The sequence below is a fragment of the Flavobacterium cheonhonense genome (assembly GCF_035671315.1).
Taxonomy (GTDB): Bacteria; Bacteroidota; Bacteroidia; order Flavobacteriales; family Flavobacteriaceae; genus Flavobacterium; species Flavobacterium cheonhonense.
In genome coordinates, this window is sequence record NZ_JAXAVY010000001.1 from 690053 (window position 1) to 702717 (window position 12665).

At 40.5% G+C, this 12665-nt stretch carries 9 protein-coding genes; 2 read left to right on the forward strand and 7 right to left on the reverse strand.

The annotated features are described in order from the left end of the window. Window positions 1-115: 115 nt before the first annotated feature. Window positions 116-1657, reverse strand: coding sequence for a glycine--tRNA ligase (locus SK086_RS03090; RefSeq protein ID WP_324689656.1), 1542 nt, complete (start codon window positions 1655-1657; stop codon window positions 116-118). Window positions 1658-1754: 97 nt separating this feature from the next. Between SK086_RS03090 and SK086_RS03095 the strand changes: the two genes are divergently transcribed. After that, window positions 1755-2438 carry a ComF family protein gene (locus SK086_RS03095; protein WP_324689657.1) on the forward strand — a complete coding sequence of 228 codons (684 nt, stop codon included), beginning with the start codon at window positions 1755-1757 and terminating at the stop codon, window positions 2436-2438. A gap of 73 nt (window positions 2439-2511) precedes the next feature. Further along, window positions 2512-4104, forward strand: a complete 1593-nt coding sequence (locus SK086_RS03100; RefSeq protein WP_324689659.1) for an Ig-like domain-containing protein — start codon at window positions 2512-2514, stop codon at window positions 4102-4104. Window positions 4105-4111: 7 nt separating this feature from the next. Here SK086_RS03100 and SK086_RS03105 read toward each other — a convergent pair whose 3' ends face one another. The 6 genes from SK086_RS03105 to SK086_RS03130 all read right to left on the reverse strand — a co-directional run bounded on the left by SK086_RS03105 (window position 4112) and on the right by SK086_RS03130 (window position 12505). Continuing rightward, window positions 4112-4876 carry a nitrilase family protein gene (locus tag SK086_RS03105; RefSeq protein WP_324690440.1) on the reverse strand — a complete coding sequence of 255 codons (765 nt, stop codon included), beginning with the start codon at window positions 4874-4876 and terminating at the stop codon, window positions 4112-4114. Between the two features lie 55 nt (window positions 4877-4931). Then, complete coding sequence (locus SK086_RS03110; protein WP_324689660.1) at window positions 4932-7763, reverse strand: GH92 family glycosyl hydrolase; 2832 nt, start codon at window positions 7761-7763, stop codon at window positions 4932-4934. A 41-nt stretch (window positions 7764-7804) separates the two neighbouring features. Next, the gene (locus SK086_RS03115) at window positions 7805-8641 is read right to left on the reverse strand and encodes an endonuclease/exonuclease/phosphatase family protein (RefSeq protein WP_324689661.1); all 837 of its coding nucleotides are present in this window, start codon (window positions 8639-8641) and stop codon (window positions 7805-7807) included. A 227-nt stretch (window positions 8642-8868) separates the two neighbouring features. Beyond that, window positions 8869-9630: a succinate dehydrogenase/fumarate reductase iron-sulfur subunit gene (locus SK086_RS03120; RefSeq protein ID WP_290876353.1), complete on the reverse strand. Its 762-nt coding sequence runs from the start codon at window positions 9628-9630 to the stop codon at window positions 8869-8871. A 7-nt stretch (window positions 9631-9637) separates the two neighbouring features. After that, window positions 9638-11647 (reverse strand): fumarate reductase/succinate dehydrogenase flavoprotein subunit, encoded by a 2010-nt coding sequence (locus tag SK086_RS03125; RefSeq protein ID WP_290876351.1) that lies wholly within the window; start codon window positions 11645-11647, stop codon window positions 9638-9640. Window positions 11648-11665: 18 nt separating this feature from the next. Continuing rightward, window positions 11666-12505, reverse strand: a complete 840-nt coding sequence (locus tag SK086_RS03130; protein ID WP_324689663.1) for a succinate dehydrogenase cytochrome b subunit — start codon at window positions 12503-12505, stop codon at window positions 11666-11668. Between the last annotated feature and the right edge of the window lie 160 nt (window positions 12506-12665).

Here is a 12665-nt window from a genome sequence, read left to right on the forward strand (position 1 = left end):
CAAACTGTTAATATGTGAATTTTATTCAAGTATAATTCTTACAAAAATAAAAATCCCAAACAGTTTAATATTTGGGATTTTGGATTCCGATAAATTCGGAAATATAAGATAGGAGTTACATCTTCATCAACCAATTTCTCATAGAAACTTCGTTGTTGATGATGGCTCTTAGTTCGGCAATTTTAACGCGATCTTGTTGCATAGAATCGCGGTGGCGAATGGTTACGGTTTCATCTTCTAAAGTTTGGTGATCCACTGTAATACAGAATGGTGTTCCTAAGGCATCTTGTCTTCTGTAACGACGACCAACCGCATCTTTTTCGTCATAGGCTACATTGAAATCCCATTTCAAATCGTCGATGATTTTTTTGGCGACTTCCGGCAAACCGTCTTTTTTCACCAAAGGTAAAACGGCTGCTTTGGTTGGTGCTAAAACAGAAGGCAAACGTAAAACCGTTCGAGTTGAACCGTCTTCTAACGTTTCTTCTTTTAAAGCAGTAGCAAAAACCGCCAAGAACATACGGTCTAAACCAACAGATGTTTCGACTACATAAGGCACGTAATTCGAATTGGTCTCGTTGTCAAAATATTGCAGTTTTTTACCCGAGTATTGTTCGTGAGCTTTCAAATCGAAATCGGTTCTCGAGTGAATACCTTCTAATTCTTTGAAACCAAAAGGGAAATTGAATTCAATATCCGCTGCCGCATTCGCATAGTGTGCTAATTTTTCGTGGTCGTGGAAACGGTAGTTTTCCTTGCCTAATCCTAGAGATAAGTGCCAGTTTAAACGGGTTTGTTTCCAATACTCGTACCATTTCATTTCTTCGCCCGGTTTTACAAAAAACTGCATTTCCATTTGTTCAAACTCACGCATACGGAAGATAAACTGACGGGCTACAATTTCGTTACGGAAGGCTTTACCGGTTTGGGCAATACCAAAAGGTACTTTCATTCTACCGGTTTTTTGCACGTTTAAGAAATTCACAAAAATCCCTTGAGCCGTTTCCGGACGCAAGTATAAATCCATGGCATTTTCGGCTGAAGCACCGAGTTTTGTACCAAACATTAAGTTGAATTGCTTCACATCCGTCCAATTTCTTGAACCGGTTTCCGGATCGGCAATTTCCAACTCCTCGATTAAGGCTTTTACGTCTTCCAAATCTCCGGCGCCTAACGAACGACCCATTCTTTCCAGAATTTCACGCTCTTTAGCCAAGTATTCCATCACGCGCGGATTGGTGGTTTTGTATTGCTCTTCGTCGAAAGCAGCGCCAAAACGCTCGCGGGCTTTTTCAATTTCTTTTTTCGCTTTCAGGTTTAATTTTTCGGCATAATCCTCAATTAAAACATCGGCTCTATATCTTTTTTTAGAGTCTTTGTTGTCTATGAGCGGATCGTTAAACGCGTCCACGTGACCTGAAGCTTTCCAAGTGGTAGGATGCATTAAAATCGCGGCGTCAAGCCCAACAATGTTTTCATGCATTTGCACCATGGCTTTCCACCAATATTCTCTAATGTTCTTTTTTAATTCGACGCCGTTTTGCGCGTAATCATACACTGCGCTTAAACCATCGTAAATTTCGCTCGACGGAAAAATAAATCCGTACTCTTTAGCGTGCGAAACTACATTCTTAAATAAATCTTCTTGTTTTGCCATAATGCTGCAAAAATATAAAAAGCGCAGATAAAAAAAGGGTTTAAAACCAATTAGAATTGAAAAAATGTATAATTTTATGTAAGAAAATTACTTTTTTATGTGGAATCACCTGCTCAATTTATTTTTTCCGAAGTCGTGCGCCGGCTGTCACAGCCTTTTATTACAAGATGAAAACGTGATTTGTACGCAATGCCGCCACGAAATTCCGCTTACACATCATCTTACAATGACTGAAAACGAAGTCTTTCAACGATTTTACGGTCGTATTCCGTTAGAGTTTGGCGCCGCGCTGTTTTATTTTCACAAAAAAGGCATCGTACAGGAAATGATGCACCAACTCAAATACAAAGGCAACCAAGAAGTTGGTACGTTGGTTGGCGAATGGTTTGCGGCCGAATTACAACAAGTGCCGCTACTGCAAACTGTCGATTACATTATTCCGGTTCCGTTGCACAAAAAGCGATTTCGGGAACGCGGCTACAATCAGGTCACCACTTTCGGGCAGGCTTTGTCAGATCATTTGAATATTCCGTACAGCGAAACCCTTTTGCAACGAAAATTGTACACCAAAACCCAAACGAAAAAGTCGCTTTTAGGGCGCGCCGATTTGAGTCAGACACTATTCGATATCGAATTTTCAGAGGAATTTACCGGAAAACATTTCCTATTGATAGATGATGTAATGACTACCGGCGCTACCTTGGAAGCTTGCAGTAAAGCGCTGCTCAAAATCCCCGAAGCTAAAATCAGTATAGCCTGTATGGCGATGGCACACAGTTAATTGTTAAGTTTCCTGCAAAAGATTTCATTCGCACTAAATATAATTGTTATTTTGTGCTTTGAAAAAATGGTTTATGCTCAAAACGCACTTTAAATATTTTGCTTTATTGTTGGTCTTTTTAACCATTGGTTGTGCCAAACGCGGCTCCATAACCGGCGGAGATAAAGACACGATTGCACCGGTTTTGAAATCGAGTTTGCCTAAAAATTTCTCCACTAATTTCAACGGGAAGCAAATTAAATTGGTTTTTAATGAATATGTAAAGTTGAAAAATGTCAGTAAGCAATTGATTGTTTCGCCACCAATGAAAAATCAGTTGGAAATTTTACCGTATACAGCCAGTAAAACAATAACGATTAACATTAAAGATACTTTACAGCCGAATACTACTTACAGTTTTAATTTCGGTCAAAGTATAGAAGACAATAACGAAGCCAATCCGTATTCTCAATTCAAATACGTTTTTTCAACCGGCGCTTACATTGATTCATTACAGTTGAAAGTCAAAGTTAAAGATGCTTTGGAACTGAAAACCGACAATTTTGTTTCGGTGATGTTGTACGAGGTTAACGAAACATTCAACGATTCCACTATTTATAAAGAAACACCGCGCTATGTAACCAATACTTTGGACAGTTTGGAAGTGGTGACTTTGGAAAATATCAAAGCCGGAAAATATTTGTTGGTTGCTTTAAAAGATAATGGTAACAACAAGTACGACCCGAAATCGGATAAAATCGGGTTTCAAAAACAACACATCAGCATACCGAACGATACTGTTTTTGAAGTGGAATTGTTCAAAGAAGTAGTGCCGTTCAAAGCTGAAAAGCCCACTCAAATCACGAACAAAAGATGTGCAATGGGTTACCAAGGTAAAGCCAAAGGCGCCAAAGTAACCGTGAAAAATGGCAATGATATTATCCCGACTGTGGTAACACAAATGCAGAAGAAAGATTCGCTTCAAATTTGGATGAAACCGGTCAAAGCCGATTCGCTTCAGGTGATGGTGGAAAAAGATAATTATAAAACCGATTTCTATATCAAAGGAAAAAGCAATAAAGCCGATTCGCTGCAAATTAGTCCGGAATTCAGCGGTAATTTGCCATTCCGTGAACGCTACGCTTTGAGCAGTACGACACCATTGGTAAAATTTGATAAAACTAAAATCAGTATCAAAAATAAAGATTCTTTGGCGGTAGATTTTACCACGGAATACGATGAATTCAACCAAAAGCTGTATTTAGACTTCAAAAAAGAACCTTTAGAAAACTATAAAATACAATTGTTGCCGGGCGCGATGGTTGATTTTTTTGATACCGTTAATGATACGCTGAATTACAAAGCCACGACTAAAAACTTATCTGATTACGGAAATTTAAGGTTGGTGTTGGAAAACGTCAAGCGATTTCCGGTCATTATTGAGCTAACGGATAAAGACGGTAAAGTTAAATACTCCGAATACTCCGAAGGCAATAACAGTATCAATTTTGACGCTATCGAACCGGCCAAATATGTGCTGCGAATCATTTACGACGACAATAAAAATAAGCTTTGGGATACCGGTAGTTTTATGGAAAAACGCCAAACCGAAGAAGTCATTTATTTCCCCAAAGAAATTGATGTTCGCGCCAACTGGGATGTGGAACAACCATTTAACCTGAAATAGTTGCTGTCTATAAAAGTTTAAACGAATCTTTGTCCTTAAGAAAAGCCAATTTACTTCTTGTTTCGAGTAGTTTTTCCTTGTCTAATTCAACTATAAAAACACCGTCGGTTTCTTGTGCCTCCAAAAGGTAATTTCCTAAGAAGTCAACCGCTTGGGAATGCCCAACGTATTCCAATTCATTTTCGTCCATTCCAATTCGGTTTACGCCAATGGCATAACTCATGTTTTCCACAGCTCGGGCTTTGAGTAAAATATCCCATGCATTGATGCGCGGTTTCGGCCAATTGGCAACGTAAATCAACACATCGTAATCTTCTACATTTCTAGCAAATACCGGAAAGCGCAAGTCATAGCAAATGAGCGGACAAATTCGGAATCCTTTGTATTCTATAATCAATTTTTCTTTCCCGGCAGTGTAAACTTTGTCCTCTCCGGCCAAGGTAAACAAATGCCGTTTGTCGTAAGTTTTAAGTTCACCGTTCGGATATACAAAAACCAAACGATTGTAATACTTTCCGTTTTCTTCAATGACCAAACTACCGGTAATGGCGCAGTCTTTGGCTTTGGCCAAATGTTGCAGCCAAGCTATGGTTTCGCCGTTCATCGTTTCCGCTACGGCTTTAGGATTCATGGTAAAGCCTGAGGAAAACATTTCGGGCAAGACTATCAAATCAACTTCTTCCATAAAGCCCGTGATTTTTTGAGCCAAATGACTTCGGTTTTCAATTGGGTTTTCCCAAATGAGGTTGGTTTGTACTAGAGCGATTTTCAAAGACATGATTTATGTTTTAGCCGCAGATTAAACGGATTGGACAGATTAACACAGATTATTTTATGCTGATTTCGTCAATAAAGATAAACGCATCGCCATTGTACGGATAGCCTAAATGCCATTCGGGCAGTTTGCCGTAATTGTAGGCTTTCACTTTTACGAATCGAGCATTAAGCACTTTTGGTAAGGTGATGCCGAAATCTTTGATTTGATTGTCGTCGGTTTTCGGGTCAATGTCGTTGTCAACAGTCGCTACTAAGGTAAAGTTGGTGTTGTCTGAGGAAACGTAGTATTCTACTTTGGTCGGCATCAAAATCCAAGAACGTTGGTCTTGTAAAAAGGTACTGTGAAAATCACTTACTTTTTGTTCTTTTTGCAAATCGATAACGGCCTCAAAATCCTGAGTTTGGTAACCTTGCCAATCGCCTTTGCGCCAGTTGGTTGTGCCATTAATGCCATCCAACAAACCTTCCGGACCGCCGGCGTGGTATTGCGGATTGTAAATCGATTTGATGTCTATACTATAATTGTTGGGTTTTTTGTAATAAGTAGCCGAAATAGTATCGCTGCCAACCATAAAATCAGGCGCCAAATAGGCTTCTATTTTAGCTGTTTCATTGATGGTAAAAGGTTTTTCATAAAGCTGAAATGCTCCATTATTATTGATTCTGTAATAAGTCTTCAGATTGGTTTGACTTTCCGCAAAGTCGAATTTGTTGAATGCTATACTGATTTCCATTTGGTCTTTAAAAGATTTGCTTTTGGCTTCAATTACCGGAACAGGAATAATGGGTTGCCAAGCTTCTTGATGCGGAGTCTTTTGAAATTCTTCCAGCCCGAAAATTTGTAAATAATCGCCATTCCGATTACGGTTGATGTAGTCGGTTTTGTTTTCGTTTAAATGGACTTTAATACTTTCAAAATAAGGTTCGGTTGTACTCCAGCCTGTTTTACCCGGCGTAACCGCATAAATTCCCATCGAACTCAAAACATACCAGGCACTCATTTGACCGCAATCCTCATTACCAATCAAACCATCGGGTGTGTTTTTATAGAATTCGTTTAAGATATAATGCACTTTTTCCTTGGTTTTCTCGGGTTTGCCAATGTAATTATACAAATACGCCATATGGTGACTCGGCTCATTGCCGTGCGCATATTGACCAATTAACCCGGTGACATCCACTTGCTCTCGTCCCGTGGTTTTACTCTCGCTGTTAAACATTTCGTCGAGTTTTGCTTCAAATTTTTCCGGACCGCCGTAAGCTTCAACCATGCCTTGTATGTCTTGCGGTACAAAGAATGAGTATTGCCACGAGTTGCCTTCGGTGAAATTGTTGTTAATTTCCCGTGGGTCAAAAGGTTTGTCCCAGCCGCCGTTTTTCTTTGGACGCATAAAACCGGTTGTCCAATCGAAGACATTTTTCCAGCTTTGTGAGCGTTTCATAAAGTAATCGTAGTCAGCTTTCTTGTTCAATATCTTAGCCATTTGAGCGATACACCAATCGTCATAAGCATATTCCACCGTTTTGGAAACGCTTTCGTGTTCGTCATCCATCGAGATAAAGCCTTGTCTTTTGTAGGCTTCCAGACCTAAATGGTCTAACATAGCTGAATGTTTCGCGGCTTGAAACGCCAATTCGTAATCAAAACCTTTGATGCCTTTGGCCATAGCATCAGCCATCACGGAAACGGAGTGGTAGCCAATCATACAATCGGTTTCATTGGAAGCCAATTCCCAAACGGGTAATCTGCCGCCTTGTTCGTATTGTTTTAAAAAGGTATTGATAAAATCGGCTGTGCGTTTCTTTTCGATTAAAGTGTACAACGGGTGCGCGCCACGGAAGGTATCCCAAAGCGAAAAGACCGAATAGTAATCAAACCCTTCGGCTTTATGAATTTTATTGTCGCGACCGCGGTATTTTCCGTCGATGTCTTGGGCGATATTCGGTTGCACCATCGTATGGTATAAAGCGGTGTAGAATATGCTTAGTTTGTCTTTATTCGTTTCAGTAATTTCGATTTTGGCTAATTGTTGGTCCCATAGTCCTTCGGCGTCCTCTTTGACTTTGTTAAAATTCCAGCCCGGAATTTCGCTCATATTGCCCTTGGCGCCTTCGTAACCTGTTGGGGATAAAGCGACTTTCACCCAAATTTTATCGCCTTTGCTCACTTTTTTGGAAAAACTCAACGCCAATTGCGTGCCTGAAAACACTTTGTCTGTAACTGAAGCTTGTGCTGCATTGTTGCTTCTGATTTTGTTGATTTGCATCGGTTGGCTGAATTCAATGCGGGCAAAAACATATTGGTCTTTCGCCCAAGCTTCGCTTCTTCGGAGGATTTCGATGGTTTTGGCGTTTACAATGCGCACTTCTCCATATAGCAATTTATCGCGGTGGTTTAAATCTAAAATGATATTGGCATTTCCCGCCGAATTGAATGTATATTGATGAAATCCAACTCTTGTTGAAGTTGTTAAAGCCACATCGATAGGGTGTTTGTCGAGTTTAACACTGTAATATCCTGCGGATGCTTTTTCGTTAGCATGTGAAAATGTAGAACCATAATCTTTCGGACTTAACATGGGTTCGCCCATCGTTGGCATCAACATTATATCGCCATAATCGGTACAGCCGGTGCCGTTGAGGTGCGTGTGTGAAAAGCCATAAATGGTTTTATCATCGTAATGATAGCCAGAACAACCGTCCCAACTACCGTCGATTCTGGTGTCGGGCGATAGTTGTACCATTCCGAAAGGCACAGTAGCGCCGGGATAAGTATGGCCATGACCGCCGGTGCCAATCATCGGGTTGACGTATTGGTGCCAATTTTGTCCTAAAACGGAGAGCGAAAACAATAAAAATAAGCTTGAGAATCGAAGTGTCATAGTGTTGTTGTTGGTAATATCAAAGATAGCAAATGCTTTTGTTAAAATTTGAGTTCAATGTAAACCGGTAAATGGTCTGAAGGATATTTTAAGTCTTTTGAATCACTTAAAATGGCGTATTTCTCTACAGTGAACGGATTATTTTTAGAAAGAAAGATGTAATCAATGCGTTTGGTTACCGCTTCTTGGTGACGGAAGCCATTAAAGGTGCCGCTTGGCCCGAATGGTTTGGTTTTGGCTATATCTTGACTGTCGTTCATTTCCTTTTTTAAGTTGATGATGCGTTCTTCGTTAGGTTCTGTATTGAAGTCACCCATGAAAAATACAGGATAGTTTTTGATATTCAATGCTTTGATTTTTGACAGAATTAAAAGAATGGAATTCGTTCTTGCCAGTTCACCCATGTGATCCAAATGGGTATTGAAAACCCAGAAGGTTTGTTTGGTTTTTCGATCTTTGAAGAGTCCGTAAGTGCAAACGCGATTGAGCGCAGCATCCCAACCTTTGGAGATTTTATCGGGAGTTTCCGATAGCCAAAAAGTGTTTTCTTGCAGTATTTGGAATCGGTCTTTTAAGTAAAAGATGTTGGATGATTCGCCTTTGCCTTCACCGTCACGACCAATACCGATGTAGTTATAGTTAGGCAACAAAGTTTGTATATCAGTTACTTGCTGTGGTAAGGCTTCTTGGATGCCGAAGATGTCCGGTTCGTAAAAAGTTACTTGCGAAGCCCAATACACTTTGCGATTAGGCCAAGCGTTTTCGCCGTCTGAAGCCAGGTCTAGGCGAATGTTGTAGGTCATTAAACTTAGTTTTTGAGCTGAAACGGTACTAAAAAGTGAAGTCAGTAATAGTAAGAAGGTGAAATACGTTTTCATAAGTCGAGTTGTATGACTCAAATATACATTTTTTACAGCAGAGTTTGCGTTAGGGATTCCTTCGGCAGTCGCTTCGCTCGTGTGGAGCAAGTACCTTGTACTGCGGAAAGCCTGACCTCGTTGTGTTTTGCAAAATCACTACGAGGGAACGCCATAAAAAAACGCATCCAAATCAATGAATGCGTTTTGCCCTTCGACTGCGCTCAGGGTGACAATTTTGATTTGAATTACTTCAAACTGGCTTTTAAGTACTCGCGGTTCATGCGTGCGATGTTTTCTAAAGAAATGCCTTTTGGACATTCTACTTCGCAGGCACCGGTGTTGGTACAGTTTCCGAATCCTTCTTCGTCCATTTGGCGTACCATGTTTAAGACGCGTTGGGTGGCTTCTACTTTTCCTTGCGGTAACAAAGCGTATTGTGATACTTTGGCTCCTACGAATAACATAGCAGATCCGTTTTTACAAGTCGCCACACAAGCACCGCAACCGATACAAGCAGCGGCTTCGAAAGCGCGGTCTGCATCGTGTTTAGGTACTGGAATTGCGTTGGCATCGATGGTTCTTCCTGAAGTGTTTACCGATACAAAACCTCCGGCTTGTTGAATTCTGTCGAACGCGCTGCGGTCTACCACTAAATCTTTCACTACCGGGAAGGCTTTACTTCTCCAAGGCTCGATGTAAATGGTATCGCCGTCGTTGAATTTACGCATGTGCAACTGACAAGTCGTAGTTCCGGTATCCGGACCGTGTGCGCGACCGTTGATATATAAAGAACACATACCGCAGATACCTTCACGACAATCGTGGTCGAAAGCTACCGGTTCTTTTTTCTCGTTGATTAATTGCTCGTTCAATTGGTCTAACATTTCCAAAAATGAACTGGCAGTAGAAACATTATCTAATTTATAAGTTTCTATTTGACCTTTGGCTTTAGCGTTTTTTTGACGCCAAATTTTAAGGGTTATATTGATGTTTTTTGCTGCAGACATAATGTAATTATTTGTAGTTTCTAGCGGCTATTTTAATAAACTCGTATTTCAATTCTTCTTTGTGAAGCATTTCTTTGCTGATGTCGTAGCCCATGTATTCCCAAGCGCTTACAAAAGCAAAGTTGTCGTCGTCACGAAGTGTTTCTCCTTCTGCATCTTGGTATTCTTCACGGAAGTGACCACCACAAGATTCATTTCGTTGTAATGCGTCCATAGCCATTAGTTGTCCTAAATCCATGAAGTCGGCCACGCGAAGTGCTTTTTCCAATTCAGGGTTTAATTCGTCGGCACTACCCGGAACGTAAACCTCTTTGTAGAATTCGTCTTTTAAGGCGGCGATCTCTGCAATAGCTTCTTTCAAACCTTTTTCGTTACGCGCCATACCTACTTTATTCCACATGATTAAACCTAAACGCTTGTGGAAATGGTCGACTGATTTGGATCCGTTGTTGCCTAAAAACTTATTTATAGAAGCTCTTACGCTGTCTTCGGCTTCTGCGAATTCAGGAGAATCGGTTGAGATTTTCCCGGTTCTGATTTCATCAGCCAAGTAGTTAGAAACGGTGTATGGTAATACAAAGTAACCGTCGGCCAATCCTTGCATCAAGGCAGAAGCCCCTAAACGGTTTGCACCGTGATCCGAGAAGTTGGCTTCACCGGCCACGAAACAACCCGGAATACTGGATTGTAAGTTATAGTCTACCCAAACACCACCCATAGTGTAGTGAACGGCAGGGTAAATCTTCATTGGCGTTTCATATGGATTCTCATCGGTGATTTTTTCATACATCGCGAAAAGGTTACCGTATTTTTCTTCCAACCATTTTTTACCCAATTTGGTCACTTCCTCAGCAGAAGGATTGTGGTTTCCTTGGGCATAAGCCGCTTGTCTACCTTTGTTTTGGATTTCGGTGGAGAAATCTAAGTAAACCCCTTCGTTGGTATCGTTGGCTTCAATTCCGAAACCTTCGTCACAACGCTCTTTAGCCGCTCTTGAAGCCACGTCACGTGGTACTAAGTTACCGAATGCCGGATATCTTCTTTCCAAGAAATAATCTCGGTCTTCTTCTTTTAATTGTGTTGGTTTTAATTTACCGGCTCTGATGGCTTCGGCATCTTCTTTTTTCTTCGGTACCCAAATTCTTCCTGAGTTACGCAATGATTCCGACATCAAAGTCAGTTTCGATTGGTTTACGCCGTGAACCGGAATACAGGTTGGGTGAATTTGTACAAAACAAGGGTTGGAGAACAAAGCCCCTCTTTTGTGTACTTTCCAAGCAGCGGTTACGTTACTTCCCATCGCGTTGGTGGAAAGGAAATATACATTTCCGTATCCTCCGGAAGCTATGATTACGGCATGAGCCGAATGTCTTTCTAATTCTCCTGTGATTAAATTACGAGCGATAATACCGCGGGCTTTTCCGTCCACTTTTACCAAGTCTAACATTTCGTGACGGTTGAACATCTGAACGCGTCCTAATCCGACTTGACGAGATAAAGCTGAATAAGCACCCAACAACAATTGTTGTCCGGTTTGTCCGGCAGCATAAAACGTACGTTGTACTTGTGTTCCTCCGAAAGAACGGTTGTCTAACATTCCGCCATACTCACGAGCAAATGGTACACCCTGTGCCACACATTGGTCGATGATATTGGCTGAAACTTCTGCCAAACGGTGAACATTGGCTTCACGAGCTCTGTAATCTCCACCTTTGATGGTGTCGTAGAACAAACGGTAAGTACTGTCGCCGTCATTTTGGTAATTCTTCGCAGCATTGATTCCTCCTTGAGCAGCAATAGAGTGCGCTCTTCTTGGAGAATCCTGGAAACAAAATGCTTTTACATTGTAGCCCATTTCACCTAAAGAAGCCGCAGCTGAAGCACCGGCTAATCCGGTTCCTACTACAATCACATCAATTTTAGGGCGGTTATTCGGAGCAACTAATTTTAAGTGGTTTTTATGGTTAGTCCATTTTTCTGCTATTGGACCTTCTGGTATTTTAGAATCTAACTTCATGATGTATACTGATGTTGATTATTTTAGAAAAAAGTGAATGTAAACCGGAATTGCGGCAAAAAGTAGCGGTACTACTATAGCAAATGCTTTTCCGAAGCCTTTGATTAGCGGGGTGTATTTCGGATTGTTCAACCCAAGTGATTGGAATGCACTTTGAAATCCGTGTAACAAGTGGAAAGCCAATACAAGCATAGCCACAACATAAGCGATAGTTGCGATTAAGCCGAATTTCGGATCTTTGAAAAAGGCCACGGTGATTTTGTGTAAATCTTTGTACCCTTCACCCATTTTCACATTAACTTCTTTGTTGTAAAATTCGGTTTTGTTTCTGATTTCTAATCCCATTTGTCCCAATTGTGCCGGATCAGCAGGGTAGTATTTACCATGATCAGTAGTAACATAATACTCCATTTTTTGGCCCATTTGCTCTACGATTATGGTTTGTAAAGGCATTTTTTCATCGAAATGCATCTTTGCCCAAAAGTTCACCATGTGCGTTACAATAAACACCAAAATCAAAGTTCCTAAAACCGCCATGTTTCTCGATGAAAAACTACTGTTTTTGGAAGGGTTGTTTTTAGCGTAACCTATTGGACGGGCTTTGGCGTTTTGATAGGTTAACATGAATCCGTCAACTGCGTGAAAAAGAATAGAAATGTAAGTTAGGTAAGAAAGAATTTTTACTGCCGGATTAGTGGTCATGAACAACGCATACTTGTTAAATGCTGATGCATCGCTAAAAATTAATTGAAGATTTCCTGCTAAGTGACCCGCTAAAAACAAGCATAAAAATAAACCTGTAAGAGCCATCCAATATTTTTTTACAATGGACGACTTTAAAAGTGCAGATTTTGCCATAATGTTGTGTATAATTGTTTAAAAAATTCACACAAAAATAAGGCTATTTGCATATAACTACAACCTTTTCGCTGTAATTTATAATGAATTTAAAGTGAGTTTAACAGTTGTTGATTTTCAACTGTTTAAAAGGCTTTTTGAGGCTCAAAAACTTAAACAA